Here is a 17,846-nt window from a genome sequence, read left to right on the forward strand (position 1 = left end):
GAGCAACTCGCACAACAGGCTGTAAAGTCAAATTATTCGTCGTCATTCGAGCGGGTTCTCCGCCGAGTCATCCACACAGACAGAGGGGCCACCCATGGCATCTGCCGCGCGCTATTCCGTCGGCATCGACATCGGCGGGACGTTCACCGACGCCGTCCTGCTCGACGATTCGGGCACCGCCCGCTTGCTCAAGACGCCCACCACGCCGCAAGACCCCTCCGAAGGCGTCAACAACGCACTCGCACTGGCCGAGAAGGAACTGGGTCGCGAACCCGGCGCGCTCCTGAGCGAGGTCGAGTTCTTCGGCCTGGGCACCACCGTGGCCACCAATGCGCTGATCGAGCGCAAGGGCGTGCGCACCGGCATCATCACCACCAAGGGGTTCGGCGACACCATCCTGATGCAGCGCGCACACGGCCACTGGATCGGACGCGAACTGCACGAGATCATGCACGACTCACAGCGCCGCGTCGCCGAGCCCGTGGTGCCCCGTCAGCTCATCCGCGAGGTATCCGAGCGCGTCGACTACCGCGGCGACGTCATCGTCGCCCTGGACGAGAACGACGTCCGCACGCAGGTGCAGGCACTGCTCGACGACGGCGTCGCCGCCATCGCGGTGTGCCTCCTGTGGTCGTTCCGCAACCCCGCCCACGAACAACGCGTCGCCGCGATCATCCGAGAGATGGCGCCGCAGGTGTACCTGAGCACCTCCAGCGAACTCGCCCCGGTGCTCGGTGAATACGAGCGCACGGCGACGACGGCGTTGAACGCGTACCTCGGGCCTGCCGTCCGTGACTACATGACCAAACTCAACGGCTCGCTGCGCGCGCGCGGACTGAACGGCTCACTGCGCATCCTCGACTCCGGCGGCGGCGTCATCACGCCGGAACGCTGCGGAGAGACCGCGGTCTCGGTCCTGACGTCCGGTCCCGCAGGGGGCGTGCTGGCCAGCGCCCAACTGGCCCGCCAGATCGGCACCCCCAACGTGCTGACCACCGACATGGGCGGCACCTCCTTCGACGTCGGCATGATCACCGACTACGAGCCGGTGGTGCAGACCTACCAGGAGGTCAACGGCTACCGGGTGCTCAAGCCTGCCGTGAAGGTCACCGCGATCGGCGCCGGCGGCGGCTCGATCGCCCGCGTGGTCGGCGGCCAACTCCTGGTCGGCCCGACCAGCGCCGGCTCGGTACCCGGCCCGGTCTGCTACGGCCGCGGCGGTACCGAACCCACCGTCACCGACGCCGACGTGGTGCTCGGCATCATCGACCCCGCGTACTTCCTCGGTGGGTCCTTCGCGCTCGACCGCGACGGTGCCGAACGTGCCATGTACGACAAGATCTCTGCGCCGCTGGGTATTTCGGTTCAGGAAGCCGCCGCGGGGATCAAGTCCATCGCTGATCACCGGATGGCCGACCTGCTCGACACCCTGACCGTCGGCCAGGGCCACGACCCCCGGGACTTCGTGGTCTTCGCCTACGGCGGCGCCGGCGGTTCACACTGCCACCAGTTCGGCGCCGAACTCGGTGCGCAGTCGATCATCGTGCCCGCTACCGCCACCGTGCATTCCGCCTTCGGGGCGGTGATGAGCGACCTGCACGTCTCGGCCGAGATCTCCGACCCGATGCACTCGGCCACCTGGCACGGCGCGGTGGACGCGTTCGACCCGGAGCGATTCAACCGGCACTTCGCCGAACTCGAAGCCGAAGTCAGCAAGGAACTGTTGGAGGGTGGCGCCGCCGCCGAGCGCATCGTGATCTCCCGCTTCGCCGAAGTCCGATTCCGGATGCAGAGCAAGACGTTGAGCGTGCCGGTCGAGCCCGGCCTGCTGAACTCCGATTCGATTGCGCGGCTGTTGAATTCGTTCGAGACGCAGTTCGTCGACCTCTACGGCAGCGAGGCACTGTTCCACGGCGCCGGCGTGGAGATCGTGTCGCTGCGGGTGCAGGCCAAGGGTGCGCTCGACAAGCCACGCGTCACCCGAGTCGTGAGCGCCGGTGCGGGCGTCGGCAACATGCCGTCGTCGCGTCCCATCTATCTCGGCCCTGACCACGGCCTGGTGATGGCCGACGTCGTGCGCGGCACCGAGTTGCGGCCGGGGGACCGGGTGCAGGGACCCGCGGTGATCGAGCACCCCGGCACCACCATCTTCGTCGGACTCGGTCAGGGCGCGGTCATCGACGACCTCGAGAACACCGTCATCAACAACGACCCGAAGGGCAACTGACCATGGACATCGCCACCGATCCCGTCACCTACGAGGTCATCCGCAACCGGCTCACCGCCATCGTCGCCCAGCAGTCCGCGGTGCTCAAGAACGTCTCGGGGTCACCGTTGGTGACCGAGGCCAACGACTGCAACACCGGAGTTTATCTGGCCGACGGCGAAGTCGTTGCGATGGGCCCGCACAACCTCTTTCACTCCGGTTCGATGGAAACCGTGGTCGACCACATCATCGCCGACTGCACCGAGACCATCGGCATCGACGAGGGCGACGTCTTCATCACCAACGACCCGTACAAGGGCGCCCTGCACATGCCCGACATCACCATGCTCGAACCGGTGTTCTTCGACGGCGAGCGCATCGGCTGGGTCGGCACCTGCGCGCACGTGCTCGACATCGGCGGCATGACCCCGTCGAGCTGGTCGCCGACCGCGCGCGAGATCCATCAGGAGGGACTGGTGCTGCCGCCCACCAAGATCGTCGAAGGCGGCCGCACCCGCCAGGACGTCTGGAACCTGATCCTCGCGGCGTCCCGGCTGCCGGCCAACCTCGGCCTGGACCTCAAGGCGATGATCGCCGCCAACAGCCACGCCAAACAAGGGCTGCTCAAACTCGTCGAACGCTACGGCGCCGACACCGTGCGCGTCGTGATGACCACGATGCTCGACCGGTCCGAAACGCTGGTGCGCGAGCGCCTGGGTGCGCTGCCCGACGCGGTGACCCGCGCGCGCGGCTACTTCGACCACAACGGTCACGAAAGTACCTTGGCCAGAGTCGAAGTGGAACTTCGCAAGGACGGCGACCGGCTGGTGTTCGACTACGGTCGCACCGCCGAGCAGCTGCCGGGATTCTTCAACTGCACCATGTCCGGACTGCGCGGCGGCGTGTTCTCCTCGATCCTGCCGCTGCTGGCCCACGACATCCCGTGGAACAGCGGCGTGATGCGGGCCATCGAGGTCACCGCCCCGGAGGGCAGCATCGTCAACGCAAAGCACCCGGCGCCGTGTGGCGCCGCGACCGTGGGTGCCACCGCGATGGTCTGCAACACCGCCAGCGCCGCGGTGTCGAATCTGGTCAGCGCCGACGATGTCCTGCGCACCGAGGCACGCGGCGGCACCACCGGCGGCCTGATGGTGTGCCACATCGCCGGCCGCAACCAGTACGGCGAGCCGTTCGGCGGCGCGATCACCGAGGTGCTCGCCGGCGGTGGCGGCGCCAACGTCGGCTCCAACGGCGTGGATTACCGCGGGCCACACGAGATCCTGACCGCGCAGTTCAACAACGTCGAAGGGGAGGAGTCGATCTTCCCGATCCGGTACCTGGGTCGGTCGGCGAACACCGACGGCGGGGGAGCGGGACGTCACCACGGTGGTGTGTCGGTCTCGTCGAGTTTCACACTGCACCATGCCGATTCGATGCATGCGGTGATGGCCGGCCATAGCATGTCGATGCCGTCGACCTACGGCGTGCACGGCGGCCTGCCCGGGTCGACACACCACGTCACCATCGAGCGGGCTTCCGGCGAGCGCGAGGTGTTCACCGGCTCGCCCGGGGAGCTGCAGTTCCACGCCGGCGATGTCGTCGACTGGAGCTTCCACGGCGGCGGCGGCTGGGGCGACCCGCTCGATGCGGACCCGCACGACGTGGCGGCCGATGTGCGCGCCGGCCGCATCTCCGCCGAGGGCGCACAGCGGTACTACCGCGTCGTCGTCGACGGCGACGGTGTCGACGACGCGGCCACCGCGGCCCTGCGGGACCGTACGCGGGCCGAGCGCAAGAGCTGGAGCCGCGCGCCCGGCGGGCACAACGTGCGGACTCGGCTGCCGCAGAACACCACGAAACTCGGCGATCACCTGGTTCTGGCGCACGGTCTGGAAAGCACGGTGTACGCGTGTGACTGCGGGACTGTCCTGGCGCCGGTCGGCCACGGCTGGAAACGGCAGGCCTGTCACGCCGAACTGGCGGCCGAGGACCTCGGCGCCAAGGTGCGACTGCACCCCGGCCTGCGGGCCGATGCGTACGCGTGCCCAGGCTGCGGCGCGCTGCTCGCCGTCGAAGTGCGCGCCCGCACTGACGAGCCGCTGCAGGAGTTCGAACTGGCCGGACGGTGAGACCGATCAGCTCTTGTTGCGTTTGACCTCGTTGAACGGGACGCCGCGGTCGGCGGCGAACTCGCGGGGGAACCCGAGAATGCGCTCGCCGATGACGTTGCGCGCCATCTCCGAGGTGCCACCGCCGATCGAACCCGTCTGACGCGACAGGTATCGCACACCGATCTCCAGCAGACCCTCGAGGTCACCGCCTTCGTCGACGACGCCGGCGGTGCCGGCGATCGCCAGTGCCGTGTCGACCTCGAGTTCGGTGGTCTCGGCGTGGAACAGCCGAATCATGGTGCCGGCGTTCGGGGGCAGCGAGCCGCTGGTGATGCCGCGGAACACATGCTCGATGAGTTGATCCTTGACGATGCGGCGGGTCAGCGCGCGCCCGGCCAGGTCCTGCACGACGGCGTTGTCGGCCTGTCCGGTGAGCTCGGCCAACCCGATGTGGTCGGGCGGCATCTCGCTGGCGTTCTCCGCGGCGGTACCGCTGGCGAACTCCGATCCGCCGCCGACCGCCCGTCGCTCGTGATGCAGTTGGCGCGAGGCCACGGTCCAGCCGTCGTTGACCTCGCCGACAACGGCGTCGAGCGGCAGTTCGAGGTTGTCGAAGAACTCTTCGCAGAACTCCTCGTTGCCGTTGACCTCTTTGATCCGACGCATGGTGATCCCGGGGGCCTTGAGCGGCACCAGGAACATGGTCAGGCCCTCGTGCTTGGGCACGGTCCAGTCGGTGCGCGCGAGCATCAGCCCGTAGTCGCCGGCGAACGCGCTGGTGCTCCAGGTCTTGGCACCGTTGATCACCCACTTGTCGCCTTGGCGTTCGGCGCGGGTGATCACCCCGGCCAGATCGGATCCGCCGTTGGGTTCGGAGAGCAGCTGCACCAGGATCTCTTCGCCGCGGATGGCCGCCGAGATACGTTCGCGCTTCTGTTCCTCGCTGCCCATGTCCAGGATGGTGGCCGCGCAGATCGTGAACGACGGCACATTGAGGATCAGGGGCATCTCGTAGCAGTAGCACTCGGCGTTGAACGCCTTCTGGTAGGCGTAATCCAGTCCCAGGCCGCCGTATTCGCGGGGAAAACAGATGCCGGCGAAGCCGCCCTCGTGCAGGCGCTTCTGCAGTTCCTTGGCGCGGTCCCAGGACGACTGCTCGGCGCGCACCGAGAACGGTGGACGCTCCGGGTCGATCCGGGGCATGTTGTCGGCCAACCAGGCACGGGCCCGGGCGGCGAACTCCTCGACCGACTCGGTGGTGGTCGCGGTGGCGGTCTCGGTCATGCGGAGGTCTCCGTCTTCCTGCTCAAGGCGTACACCGCGCGGTGATGATCCTCGGGGGATCCGAACAGCGCCCGGTAGAGCGCGGCCCGGCGCAGATACAGATGCAGATCGTGTTCCCACGTCACGCCGATCCCGCCGTGCATCTGGACACAGTCCTGCAGCATCACCGGAGTGCGTTCGGCGACATAGGCTTTCGCGACGCTGACCAGCTTGGCCGCGTCGGCCGAGCGGTTGGCGACCGCGTCCACGGCGCCGGCGGTGGTGGCCCGGCAGGCTTCGAACCACATCTTCATGTCCGCGGCACGGTGTTTGAGTGCCTGGTAGGACGCCAGCGGCCGGCCGAAGCTGTGCCGGTCGAAGAGCCACTGGTTGGTCATCGTCAGCACGGCGTCGAGGATGCCGACCAGCTCGGCACACTGCAGGATCAGCGCGATCTGGCGTTGCCGCTCGATGATCGCCGGTGTCTGCTCGGCGGTGCCGACTGCTGCCGACGCGTCGACCTCGACGCCGTTGAATTCCACCCGCGCGTAACGCTTGACGAGGTCGACCGATGCCTGCGAGGTCACGGTGACACCGGCTGCGTCGGTGGGCACGAGGAACTGCCGCAGCTCACCGTCGCAGACCGCGACGACGAGCACCGAGGTGCTCTCCGCGCCGGCCTCGACGCGGTCCTTGATCCCGTCGATGCGGAAGCCGCTGTCGGTGCGGACCGCGACCGTGGACACTTCGGTCGGATCGGTGGGGGCGAACGGCCGCTTCGGTTCGTAGACCGCCCACGAAGCGACCGCTTCCCCGGCGATCAGCGCCTCGATGCTGTCCTCGTGGCCCTCGGGCGCCTCGACCAGCCCCGCGAGCACCACGCTGACCGGATGCAGCGGACCCGGTGCCACGGTGTGACCGATCTGCTCGGCCACCAGCGCCAGGTCTTGGACTCCACCCGACACCCCACCGGAGACGCTGCCGCCGCCGAGTTCCTCCGGCACCAGCAGGCTGGTCCAGCCCAATTCGGCGGCGCGCTGCCACCATTCGGGCTGGAAGGAAACCTCTGATGCGTGCAGACCACGCACGTGCGTCAGGGACGCCTGCTTCTCCAGGAACGTCTGGGTCGTCGATACGAACAGCATCTGTTCCGGATCGGCCACGGTCATGCGTGCTCCTCGTCGGTCATCGTTGGTGGGGGTGGGCCGCCGAGGTCAGGCGATGACCAACGCGGGGACCTCGGGGTTGTGGACCTTCTTGTTCTCGACCTTGAACAGGTCAACCAGGTTGCCGCCCATCACCTTTCGGATACCGGCCTCGTCGAGTCCGTTCTCTTCGAGCTGGTCGACCAGCGTGATCGGGTCCGCCAGGCCCTCCGGGTGCGGCCAGTCGGAACCGAAGATGACACGGTCGATGCCGAGCAACTCGGCCATCTTGCCGAAGTCGTCCTCCCAGAACGGGGCGACGTAGACGCAGCGCTTGAAGGCCTCGATGGGGTTCTCCGGGAACTCCTGCGGCATCTTCTTGTACACGTCCTCGAACTGATAGAAGAGGTAGGGCACCCAGGACGCGCCGTTCTCGATCGACAGGATGCGCAGATCCGGGTTGCGCGACAGCGCGCCGTGACAGACCAGCGCGGCCATGGTGTCCTCGATCGGACGCTTGCCCATCGCGACCATCCGGAATGCCGTGGGCCGGAAAGGCAGGAACTCGTCGGCGGGCTCCCAGTCGTTGAGGTACTGGGCATAGCCGCTGTCGGAGGCGTGCATGCAGACCGGGATTCCGGCCTTGACGCAGGCGTCCCAGAACGGGTCGAACTCCGGCAGGCCCAATGACCGCGTGCCGCGGTACCCGGGCACCGGCGCCGGGCGCACCAGCACGGTCTTGGCGCCGCGTTCCAGGCACCACTCGAGTTCCTCGAGCGCGCGGTCGACGACCGACAGGTTGATCACCGGAGTCGAGAGGATGCGTCCCTGGTAATCGAACTGCCAGGTCTCGTACATCCACTGGTTGAGCGCGTGGATGATGTCGAGGATCAGGTCCGGATCGTCCTTCATGCGCTCCTCGACCAGGCTGGCCAGCGTCGGGAACATGATGGTGTAGTCCAGGCCCAGTCCGTCGAGGACCTCGAGGCGTGCTTCGGGATTGCGGAACGCGGGGATGGCCTTCATCGGCTTGCCCATCACCTCGCGGAAGCTCTTGCCGCCGCTTCCGTGCTTGAAGTACTCCTCCTGCGCACCGGGACGGGCGACGACCTCGAAGGTCGGGTTCGGGATGTAGTCGCTGATGTGGTTGCGCACGACGATCTTGGTGCGGCCGTGCACGTCGATGTAGTCGATGACGCCCTTGCGGTGGTCCGGAAGGAACTGCGTCAGCGCTTCCTTCGGCTCGTAGAAGTGGTTGTCGGCGTCGAACACCGGATAGTCGAGATTCCGTGACGGCATTGGGTGACCTCCTGACGTGCGTATTTGCCTGGGCTGGTAACGGCATTACCGTGAGGTGGTAACGACATTACCACGCAGGGGTGTAACGGTGCCCTATCCGGTGAGTCCGCGGACACACAGCGTGTAGACGTGAGCCCCGTCGATCGGCACCCCGTTCAGCTCCGCGCCGAGCTCACGCAACCGCAATGCGCCGAGCACGGTCTGCATCAGGATCGCTGCGTCGGTGTCGACGTCCAGATCGGTGCGGAAGGCGCCCTCGGCGACACCTCTGCGGAGAATGTCGGCGACCAGTTGATGCAGCGGCGCGAGAACCTTGGCGAACTCTTTGGGCCGGTGTTCGAGCAGGTGGTCGTTGTAGTAGGTCAGGCCACGGTTGATGCTGTCCTGCGTGGACGACTCGGCGGGCGCGCCGATGCGTTCGATGAGCCGGCGCAGCGCTTCGGCGCTGGGCAGCGACGCGGTCTCGACGCGCCACCGGTCGGTGGCGTCGGCCATGATCTTCTCGACCAGCGCGAGCAGCAACTCGTCCTTGGTGGCGAAGTGTTGATAGAACGCGCGCAGCGACGTCTTGGACCGCTCGACCACTTCGAGCACGGTGAAGTCGGTGCGGCCCGTCTCCCCGAGAATCGCCAGCGCAGAGCGCATGAAGCGGGTGGCGCGCGACTCGTCCTGGTCTCCGGAGTCCTTGGCGGACGCCGTCGCCCTCGGGGTCGCCCTCGAGCCCTTCGCGGCCATCGACGCCATCCTTCCGCAGCTCGCCAGTTGTCGGTAATGACGTTACCGCTATCGGCGAAGCTCGGTTACTGTTCGTGCGACAGTCAATTCGGCGGAGGCGAGCACACAGATGACGACGGAATCAGCGCAAACACAGTGGACCGTGCAGGGCCTGCTGGACCTGTTCGACGCAGAGCCCAGCGGGACGGACACCTATATCGCGCAGGCCGGACCGGCCGGCGAGGACGAACGCCAGGTGGTCGAGGGCACGCAGATCCTCGCAGCGTCAATCGTGGCCGCTGCCAAGCAGTTCCCCGACAAGTCGATCCGCTCGGTGTATTCGGTGTTCGCGCGTGCGGTGATGGTCAGCGCGGGCCCGGTCGAGTTGCAGGTCGACGTGATCAGTGCCGGCCGCTCCACGGCCTCGGCGGTGATCACCGCCGTGCAGAACGGCAAGCGGTGCATCACCACCACGGTGCTGGCCGACGTGCCGACCGAAGACGTCATCCGCCACCACGTGCCCAAACCCGACGTGGCCGGTCCCGCCGACGCCCACGTCTCGTCGATGCCGATGGTCGGCCGCGAATTGCGTCTGGTCGACGTCGTCGACGTCAACAGCCCCGACGAGGTGGGTCCGCCGGAACTCCACGCGTGGTTGCACTACGACCCGATCCCCTCGCGCGACGATCTGGCCAAAGCGCTCGTCGCGTATTTCACCGGCCACCTCGGGATCTCGACGACCATGCGCGCGCACGAGGGCATCGGAACGAGTCAGGCGCACCTGACCGTGTCGACCGCCCCGATGACCGTGTCGGTCAGTTTCCACGAACCGTTCCGCTGGGACGGATGGCTGCTCTACAGCCACGAGAGCACCCAGGTCGGCGCCGGAATGTCCTACGTGCGCGGCACCGTGCACACCGAGGCCGGCGAGCTCATCGCGTCGTTCACCCAGGACGGGTTGATCCGGCCGCTGCGGACCACCGACACCGCGATCAAGGAGCAGTCGAGGCTGTAGCCGATCGCAGCGCGGACTGCAGCACCTCCAGCGGCAGTCCGCCCAGATCCAGGGCATGGCGGTGAAAGTCCTTCAGCGCCATGCCCTTACCGGTCATCTCGGCGCGGAGCTGCTGCCAGATCCGCTGGCCGATGGCATAGGACGGCGCCTGGCCCGGCCACCCGAGGTACCGGTCGAGTTCGAACTGAAGGTGCTCGGCGTTCATAGCGCTGTGCGAGGTCAGAAAGGCCCACGCCTTCTCCACGTCCCAGACGCCGCCGTCGGGCGCGCGCAGCCCACAGTGCACACCGATGTCGATGACCACCCGCGCCGCGCGGAAACGTTGGGCGTCGAGCATGCCGATGCGGTCGCCGGGGTCGTCGAGCCAGCCGAGTTCGGCCATCAGCCGTTCGGCGTAGAGCGCCCAACCCTCGCCGTGCCCGGAGACCCAGCAGGCCAGCCGGCGCCACCGGTTGAGCTGGTCGGCCAGCAGCACCGCGCGACCGATCTGCAGGTGATGACCGGGCACGCCCTCGTGGAACACCGTCGTGGTCTCCTGCCAGGTGTGGAACGTGTCCACCCCATGGGGCACCGACCACCACATCCGGCCGGGCCGGCTGAAGTCCTCCGATGGCCCGGTGTAGTAGATGCCGCCGGTGTGGGTCGGTGCGATCCGGCACTCGAGGCGGCGCAGCGGGTCGGCGATGTCGAACTCGGTGTCGGCCAGCGCATCGACGGCCCGGTCGGACAGGTCCTGCATCCAGACCTGCAGCGCGTCCACGCCGTGGATCAGGTAGCGCTCCTCCTGGTCCAGACGGCGCAGCGCCTCGCCGACCGACGCACCGGGATACAGCTGCCGGGTCAGCGACTCCTGTTCGGCCACAATGTCGTTGAGCAACGACAGGCCCCACTCGTAGGTCTCGTCGAAGTCGACGTCGGCGCCGAGGAATGCGCGCGACCACAACTGGTATGCGTCGCGGCCGACGGCGTCCTCGACCCGGGCGTGCGGTGCGATCTCGTCGCCGAGCAGCCGGCCCAGCTCCCGGTAGGCGTGCGCGGCGTTGGCGGCGTGGCGTTGCAGTTCGTCGTGCAGTGCCCGGTTGTCGGGCACCGCTTCGGCGACCAGATCCACCAGCAGCTGTTGGATGCTCGTCGACTGATCGATGCCGCGCGCCACCTGCCGCACGGCCGGCGGATTCCCGGCAGTCACCGCGGCGCGCAGCCCCTCGGCATATCCGGCCACCCGGTCGGGGAGCCGGGACAACCGGCGGCTGATGACGGCCCAGTCGTGTTCGGTCTCGGTGGGCATCAGGTCGAACACGTTGCGCATCGACTGCAAAGGTGAAGCGATGACGTTGAGTTCGCCGACGTCGAGGCCGGCGTCGTTGAGCGCGATGACGACGCCGAGGCGCTCCTGCATCGCTGCCATCGTGACCTTGTCGACATCGTCTGCGGCCGTGAGTTTTTCCAGCTGACGCAGCGCGTCGCGCGCTGCGTCGGCGCGCGCGGCGACGCCGTCGGGGGAGTAGTCGGTGATGTCCTCGTCATGGCCGGCGATCCCCATGTCGGTGGCCGCGCAGGGATCGAGCTCCGCGAGCGTCTCGAGATACCCTTCGGCGACGCCGTCGACGGCGGTGGCGGGCCTACCCAAGATCGGCCGCCGAGAAGGTGTCGCAGGCCCCAGGGTCGCCCGTGCGGTACCCCTCGGTGAACCATTTCTGCCGCTGGGCCGACGAGCCGTGGGTCCAGGCTTCCGGGTTGACCCGGCCGGTGGCCGCCTCCTGGATGCGGTCGTCACCGACCGCCGCGGCCGCCGACAGCGCGTCCTCGATGTCACGGTCGGTCAACGGTTTCAGGAACGCCACGTCGGTGCCCTCCTGTTTGGTCGTTGCTGCGTAATGCGCCCAGACCCCCGCGTAGCAGTCGGCTTGCAGTTCGGTGCGCACCCCGGCGCCGGTGGCACCCTGGGCGCCCGGCCCCTGCGCCCGGCCCAACACGCCCTGCAGGTTCTGCACGTGGTGGCCGAACTCGTGGGCGACCACGTACTCCTGCGCCAAGGGTCCGCCGCTGGAACCGAATTGGTTCTGCAACACGCCGAAGAATCCGACGTCGAAGTAGGCGGTCGTATCGGCCGGACAGTAGAACGGGCCCACCTCGCTGGTGGCATAACCGCATGCCGTCTCGACATCGCTGCTGAACAGATGGACGCCGGGCCGGGTGTAGCGGTCCGGCAGCAGCTGCGCCCAAGTGGTGTCGAGCGAGTTTCCGGTGGCCAGCACCCGGCACTCCACGATGTTGTTCGCGTCCGCGGCGGTCTGACACTGCGCGACGTCGAACCCGGGGGCGGTGAAGCCGTCGGCGTTGTACTGCTGCTGCGGCACCACCGTGCTCGGATCCACCCCGAGCAGCAGCGCCACCACCACGATCAGCAGCCCGCCCACGCCTCCGCCGACGGCGATCCCGCGCCCGGGGCCGCGGCCGGTGCCTCCACTGGACGAGGCCGTACTGGTGTCGATGCGGATGCCTTCGTTGAAGGTCATGCCGGCTAGCTTCGCACACCGCGCAGATCAGGCGATGGCAAACCGTTTCGCGCAGTAGTCACGCAGGTTGTAGAGGAACTTCTGGAACATCGCGCCCATCACCGGCCGGCCCAGAGTCATGCCGACGCGCGCGGCGAGGCCCTTGGGCTGCATCGCCATCACCCAGGTCAGATGACAGCCGCCGGGGGTGCGCACGACGCGGTAGTCCTCGGCGAACGCGGCGATGCTGTTGGTGGACGCCTCGTTGAACCGAAAAGCCATGCGCCGGTACGGCTCCCAGGCCAGGAACTCCTCGTCGCCGACGATGCCGCCGCGCATGGTCACCCTGCGGGTGGTGCCGATTCCGCGGGGCTCCGGGCTGGTCCACGTCACGTCGGTGATGACGGTGGCCCACCGCGGCCACGACTGCGCGTCGGCGAGCACCTCGAACAGCTGTTCCGGGGTGATCGCCAGGTCCACCGTGCTGACGAATCGGAACGGGGCGGACTCGACGAAGCTCAGGTCGACGCGCTCGCAGGCCTGCATGGCCATACAGACTAGGTCATGGTGACTGGTCTGGCCGGGTGGAGCTGTCCGCGCGGTGGAGGCAGACTGCTCGACCTCTAGACTGAACCGTTGACATTCCCCCGTGAACAGGAGTACTTCGTGCTGCGCAGTCATGCCGCCGGATCGCTGCGGCCCACTCATGCCGGCCAGACCGTGACGCTGGCGGGCTGGGTGGCACGTCGACGTGACCACGGCGGGGTCATCTTCATCGACCTGCGTGACGCCTCGGGGGTGTCCCAGGTGGTGTTCCGGGAAGGCGACGTGCTCGCTGCGGCCCACCGGTTGCGCGCGGAGTTCTGTGTCGCGGTGACGGGCGTGGTGGAGATCCGCCCCGAAGGCAACGCGAACCCCGAGATCGCCACCGGCGAGGTCGAGGTCAACGCGACCGAGCTCACCGTGCTCGGGGAGAGCGCGCCGCTGCCCTTCCAACTCGACGAGACCGCCGGTGAGGAAGCGCGCCTGAAGTACCGCTACCTGGACCTGCGCCGCGAGGGGCCGGGCCGGGCGCTGCGGTTGCGTTCCCAGGTCAATGCCGCGGCCCGGGGCGTGCTGGACGCCCACGACTTCGTCGAGATCGAGACGCCGACGCTGACCCGCTCCACCCCCGAGGGGGCGCGCGACTTCCTGGTGCCCGCGCGCCTGCAGCCGGGGTCGTTCTACGCGCTGCCGCAGAGCCCGCAGCTGTTCAAGCAGCTGCTCATGGTCGCCGGCATGGAGCGCTACTACCAGATCGCCCGCTGCTACCGCGACGAAGACTTCCGCGCCGACCGTCAGCCCGAGTTCACCCAGCTCGACATGGAGATGAGCTTCGTCGACGCCGACGACGTCATCGCGGTGTCCGAGGAGATCCTGCGGGCGGTGTGGGCGTTGATCGGCTACGACCTGCCGCTGCCGTTGCCTCGGATCAGCTACGCCGAGGCCATGCGCCGCTTCGGCAGTGACAAACCGGACCTGCGGTTCGGGCTGGAACTGGTCGAGTGCACCGACTACTTCTCCGACACCCCGTTCCGCGTGTTCCAGGCCCCGTACGTCGGCGCGGTCGTGATGCCCGGCGGCGCGTCGCAGCCGCGACGCACTCTCGACGGGTGGCAGGAGTTCGCCAAGCAGCGCGGCCACAAGGGCCTCGCCTACGTGCTGATCGGCGAGGACGGTGAACTCGGCGGGCCGGTGGCCAAGAACCTGTCCGACGCCGAACGCGCCGGGCTGGCCGCCCATGTCGGCGCGAATCCCGGTGACTGCGTGTTCTTCTCGGCCGGGTCGGCGAAGGCCGCCCGCGCGCTGCTGGGAGCGACGCGCATCGAGATCGCGAAGCGTCTGGACCTGATCGACCCCAACGCGTGGGCGTTCACGTGGGTGGTCGACTTCCCGATGTTCGAGTCCGCCGACGACGCGACCGCCTCGGGTGACGTCGCCGTCGGTTCAGGCGCGTGGACGGCGATGCACCACGCCTTCACCTCGCCCAAAGCCGAGTCGGTGGACACCTTCGACACCGATCCGGGCGCCGCGCTGTCCGACGCCTACGACATCGTCTGCAACGGCAACGAGATCGGCGGTGGCTCGATCCGTATCCATCGTCGCGACGTCCAGGAGCGGGTGTTCGCGATGATGGGCATCGACAGCGCCGAAGCCCAGGACAAGTTCGGATTCCTGTTGGACGCGTTCACCTTCGGCGCACCGCCACACGGCGGGATCGCGTTCGGCTGGGACCGCATCACCGCCCTGCTGGCCGGAGTCGACTCGATCCGCGAGGTGATCGCGTTCCCGAAGTCCGGGGGCGGCGTGGACCCGCTGACCGATGCGCCGGCCCCGATCACCGCGCAGCAGCGCAAGGAATCGGGAATAGACGCCAAGCCGGATCAGCTGGACAAGGCGTGACCGAGATTCCTTCGCTCGACGACTTCAACCGCAACATCGTCGACGAGTTCCGCGCCAACGGCGGGCGCGTCGGCGGCCAGTTCGAGGGCGCCACGTTGCTCCTGTTGCACAGCACCGGCGCCAAGTCGGGACAGCCGCGTCTGTCTCCGCTGGCCTACATGACCATCGACGACAAGGTGATCATCGTCGGCTCCTATGCCGGGGCGCCGAACAACCCGGCCTGGGTGCACAACCTGCGCGCCCATCCGGAGGCGCGCATCGAGATCGGCACCGAGACCTACGACGTCCGCGCCCGCGAGTTGCCGGCCGACGAGCGTGCCGTCGTCTACCCGAAGATCGTCGAGCACGCTCCGGTGTTCGCCGAGTACCAGGCCAACACCACACGTGCCATCCCGGTGTTCGAGCTCGCCCGCGCATAAAGTTCCTCGCGCAAAGGACAGCCCGTCTAACCACACCACGATACGATCCGCGGGTGATGGCCCCTGAGGAGCCCAAGTCCACGCCGCGTCCCACCCGCGCTCAGCGCGCCACGGTCCTGACGACGGTGTTCGCTGTACTCGCGGTCTACATCGCGTCGGTTGTCGGGTACCGGCTGCTGGAATCCCCGCCGGCGCCTTTCGAGTTCTCGGAATCCTCTGTCGATGAACAGACGTCGGTGATCATCCGTCTGCACCAACTGGACACCGCCCAGAACCTGCTCACCGCGGACGTGCTGTTTCATCCCGGCCAGGATCTGGTCGCGAATGGTCCGGAAGCGATGGGCAATCCCGTTGTGCGGTTGAGCTCATGGACCGATACCCACGAGCTGATCTATGTGCGCGACGACCTGACCAGCAGCTCGTCGAAGGTGGAACTGACCGCTGTCGGTGATCCCGACCATTGGCCGCTGGACACCTACACCACGAACGTGCACGGGGTCGAGGTCTTCCTAAGCGAGGGGCCCGACCGACGCAAGATCGACGCGCGGATCATCGTTGCGGGCAACGTGAACGGTTGGATGGTGGACAGCGATGTCGGCACGCTCGAGGCGCCCTGGGGCCCCATCCAGCGGGTCCAGTTCACGCTGGAACGCACCCGCGGTGCCCACGCCATCGACGTCGGGATCCTGTTGGTGCTGCTCGTGTTGCCGGCCACGGCGTTGTTCGTGGCCATCGAGATGCTGCTGGGTCGGCGAAAGTTCCTGCCGCCGTTCATCACCTGGTTCGCGGCCATGCTGTTCGCGGTGGTGCCGTTGCGCAATGTGCTGCCCGGTTCACCGCCGCCGGGATCCTGGGTCGACCTGGCCGTCATCCTCTGGGTCCTCCTGGCCCTGGCCGGCGCGATGGTCATCTTCATCGCCGCCTGGTGGCGGCAGACCAAAGGCGAGCTCGCGCCGCCTAGAAGTCCAGACGCTCGATGATGGTGGCGTTGGCCATGCCGCCGCCTTCGCACATGGTCTGCAGCGCGTAGCGTCCGCCGCGCTGGTGCAGCGCGTTGACCAAGGTGGTCATGATGCGGGCACCGCTGGCGCCCAACGGATGTCCGATCGCGATCGCCCCGCCGTTGACGTTGGTCTTGGCCAGGTCGGCACCGGTGTCGATCGCCCACGCCAGCACCACGGGGGCGAACGCTTCGTTGACCTCGAACAGGTCGATGTCCGACAGCGACAGTCCGGCGCGTGCCAGCACTTTCTCGGTGGCCGGGATGACGCCGGTGAGCATGTAGAGCGGATCGGAGCCGACGGCAACGGTGGTGTGGATGCGGGCCAGCGGGCGCAGACCCAGTCGGCGCGCTGCTGCACCGCTGGTGATCATCAGGGCGGCGCTGCCGTCGGACAGTGGAGAACTGTTGCCCGGGGTGATGTTCCAGCCGATCTGCGGGAACCGCTCGGCCATCGCGTCGCTGTGGAACGCGGGCCGCAGGCGCGCCAACGTCCCCACGGTGGTGTCGGGGCGGACGATCTCGTCGACCGACAGCCCGGCGATCGGGGCCAGTTCGGCGTCGAACAGCCCGTCCTTGGCGGCGCGGGCGGCCTTCTGGTGGCTGGCGGCGGAGAACTCGTCGAGCTCGGTGCGCGACAGCTGCCACCTGGCTGCGATCAGTTCGGCGCTGATGCCCTGCGGCACCAGCGATTCCGGATAGCGCGCGGTCATTCCGGCGCCGAACGGGTTGCTTCCGGGCAGCACCGACGACCCCATCGGAACCCGGCTCATCGACTCCACGCCGGCGGCGATCACGACGTCGTACGCGCCGGCCAACACGCCCTGGGCAGCGAAGCTGACGGCCTGCTGACTGCTGCCGCACTGCCGGTCGACGGTGGTTCCGGGCACGCTCTCGGGGAAGCCGGCGCCCAGCGCCGCGCTGCGGGCGATGTTGGCGGCCTGGTCGCCCACCTGGGTGACCGCGCCTGCGATGACGTCGTCGACCTCGGTCGGGTCGATCCCGGTGCGATCGACCAGGGTGCGCAGGCTGTGCGCCAGGAGGTCGGCGGGCAGCACGTCGTGCAGCGCTCCGCCGGGCTTGCCTTTCCCGACGGGGGTGCGTACTGCGCCGACGATGACGGCGTCGCGGTCGGAGTAATCGGACATGGTGTCCTCCTGCACTCAACTCTGGGTATTGTTGGCTATACTCAGGTGTAGCACCTGAGTTCAGTTGAGACAACCCAGCCCGGAGTGATGTGGATGACAGTCCTGGAAGGCGCGTTGGTCGACCGCGGCACGTGGTCGGCGGTCGGCCGCTGCCCGATCGAAAAGACCATGACCGTGGTCGGTACCAAGACCGCGATGCTACTCATGCGTGAGGCCTATTACGGCACAACACGATTCGACGATTTCGCGCAACGCGTCGGAATCACCCGGGCCGCCACGTCGGCGCGCCTGTCCGACCTCGTCGACGCCGGACTGCTGGCCAAGCAGCCCTACCGCGAACCGGGTCGGCGGGTCCGCGAGGAGTACGTGCTCACCGAGGCCGGTCTCGACTTCATGCCGGTGGTCTGGGCGCTGTTCGAGTGGGGACGCAAGCACCTCGGCGGCAGCCCCCTGCGGCTGACCCACCGTGACTGCGGGGCGGAGGCCACCGTGGTGCTGCGCTGCACGGACGGCCACGACGTCGCCGCCGAGGACCTCGGCGTCCGGGTCGCCTCCCGCTGACGTGATCTGCACCGGTGACGCCGGT

At 68.0% G+C, this 17,846-nt stretch carries 15 protein-coding genes; 7 read left to right on the plus strand and 8 right to left on the minus strand.

Annotation, left to right across the window (positions count from 1 at the left end; genetic code table 11):
• Window positions 1-94: 94 nt before the first annotated feature.
• Window positions 95-2,227, plus strand: a complete 2,133-nt coding sequence (locus ACQI46_RS10595) for a hydantoinase/oxoprolinase family protein (RefSeq protein WP_427093956.1) — start codon at window positions 95-97, stop codon at window positions 2,225-2,227.
• Window positions 2,228-2,229: 2 nt separating this feature from the next.
• A complete protein-coding gene (locus tag ACQI46_RS10600) occupies window positions 2,230-4,335 on the plus strand; it encodes a hydantoinase B/oxoprolinase family protein (RefSeq protein ID WP_427093957.1) in 2,106 nt (701 codons plus the stop codon).
• 6 nt (window positions 4,336-4,341) lie between these two features.
• On the opposite strand, the gene ACQI46_RS10605 is transcribed toward ACQI46_RS10600, so the two are convergent.
• The 4 genes from ACQI46_RS10605 to ACQI46_RS10620 form a co-directional block, all read right to left on the minus strand.
• Window positions 4,342-5,601 carry an acyl-CoA dehydrogenase family protein gene (locus ACQI46_RS10605; RefSeq protein WP_427093958.1) on the minus strand — a complete coding sequence of 420 codons (1,260 nt, stop codon included), beginning with the start codon at window positions 5,599-5,601 and terminating at the stop codon, window positions 4,342-4,344.
• Window positions 5,598-6,749 (minus strand): acyl-CoA dehydrogenase family protein, encoded by a 1,152-nt coding sequence (locus tag ACQI46_RS10610; protein WP_427093959.1) that lies wholly within the window; start codon window positions 6,747-6,749, stop codon window positions 5,598-5,600. Before ACQI46_RS10610 ends, ACQI46_RS10605 begins: the two co-directional genes overlap by 4 nt.
• Window positions 6,750-6,794: 45 nt before the next feature.
• Window positions 6,795-8,024 (minus strand): amidohydrolase family protein, encoded by a 1,230-nt coding sequence (locus tag ACQI46_RS10615; RefSeq protein ID WP_427093960.1) that lies wholly within the window; start codon window positions 8,022-8,024, stop codon window positions 6,795-6,797.
• A 93-nt stretch (window positions 8,025-8,117) separates the two neighbouring features.
• Window positions 8,118-8,759 carry a TetR/AcrR family transcriptional regulator gene (locus tag ACQI46_RS10620; RefSeq protein WP_427093961.1) on the minus strand — a complete coding sequence of 214 codons (642 nt, stop codon included), beginning with the start codon at window positions 8,757-8,759 and terminating at the stop codon, window positions 8,118-8,120.
• Between the two features lie 109 nt (window positions 8,760-8,868).
• Here ACQI46_RS10620 and ACQI46_RS10625 point away from each other — a divergent pair, with 109 nt between their 5' ends.
• Window positions 8,869-9,753: an acyl-CoA thioesterase gene (locus ACQI46_RS10625; RefSeq protein ID WP_427093962.1), complete on the plus strand. Its 885-nt coding sequence runs from the start codon at window positions 8,869-8,871 to the stop codon at window positions 9,751-9,753.
• On the opposite strand, the gene ACQI46_RS10630 is transcribed toward ACQI46_RS10625, so the two are convergent.
• The 3 genes from ACQI46_RS10630 to ACQI46_RS10640 are packed head-to-tail and all read right to left on the minus strand — an operon-like array spanning window position 9,731 to window position 12,797.
• Entirely contained in the window at window positions 9,731-11,383 is a 1,653-nt protein-coding gene (locus ACQI46_RS10630) for a DUF885 domain-containing protein (RefSeq protein ID WP_427093963.1), read from the minus strand. The genes ACQI46_RS10625 and ACQI46_RS10630 overlap by 23 nt on opposite strands.
• On the minus strand, window positions 11,376-12,272 hold the full coding sequence (gene ypfJ / locus ACQI46_RS10635) for a KPN_02809 family neutral zinc metallopeptidase (protein ID WP_427093964.1): 897 nt from the start codon (window positions 12,270-12,272) through the stop codon (window positions 11,376-11,378). Before ypfJ ends, ACQI46_RS10630 begins: the two co-directional genes overlap by 8 nt.
• 27 nt (window positions 12,273-12,299) lie before the next feature.
• Window positions 12,300-12,797 (minus strand): SRPBCC family protein, encoded by a 498-nt coding sequence (locus tag ACQI46_RS10640; protein ID WP_427093965.1) that lies wholly within the window; start codon window positions 12,795-12,797, stop codon window positions 12,300-12,302.
• Between the two features lie 120 nt (window positions 12,798-12,917).
• Between ACQI46_RS10640 and aspS the strand changes: the two genes are divergently transcribed.
• The 3 genes from aspS to ACQI46_RS10655 are packed head-to-tail and all read left to right on the plus strand — an operon-like array spanning window position 12,918 to window position 16,092.
• Complete coding sequence (gene aspS / locus ACQI46_RS10645) at window positions 12,918-14,693, plus strand: aspartate--tRNA ligase (RefSeq protein ID WP_427094200.1); 1,776 nt, start codon at window positions 12,918-12,920, stop codon at window positions 14,691-14,693.
• Entirely contained in the window at window positions 14,690-15,112 is a 423-nt protein-coding gene (locus ACQI46_RS10650) for a nitroreductase family deazaflavin-dependent oxidoreductase (protein WP_427093966.1), read from the plus strand. Before aspS ends, ACQI46_RS10650 begins: the two co-directional genes overlap by 4 nt.
• Before the next feature lie 56 nt (window positions 15,113-15,168).
• Window positions 15,169-16,092, plus strand: coding sequence for a DUF4436 family protein (locus tag ACQI46_RS10655; protein ID WP_427094201.1), 924 nt, complete (start codon window positions 15,169-15,171; stop codon window positions 16,090-16,092).
• Here ACQI46_RS10655 and ACQI46_RS10660 read toward each other — a convergent pair.
• Complete coding sequence (locus tag ACQI46_RS10660; RefSeq protein WP_427093967.1) at window positions 16,070-17,260, minus strand: thiolase family protein; 1,191 nt, start codon at window positions 17,258-17,260, stop codon at window positions 16,070-16,072. The genes ACQI46_RS10655 and ACQI46_RS10660 overlap by 23 nt on opposite strands.
• Before the next feature lie 93 nt (window positions 17,261-17,353).
• Here ACQI46_RS10660 and ACQI46_RS10665 point away from each other — a divergent pair, with 93 nt between their 5' ends.
• A complete protein-coding gene (locus tag ACQI46_RS10665; RefSeq protein ID WP_427093968.1) occupies window positions 17,354-17,821 on the plus strand; it encodes a winged helix-turn-helix transcriptional regulator in 468 nt (155 codons plus the stop codon).
• The last annotated feature ends 25 nt before the right edge of the window (window positions 17,822-17,846 follow it).

This window comes from Mycobacterium sp. SMC-4 (assembly GCF_050205565.1).
Lineage (GTDB): Bacteria > Actinomycetota > Actinomycetes > Mycobacteriales > Mycobacteriaceae > Mycobacterium.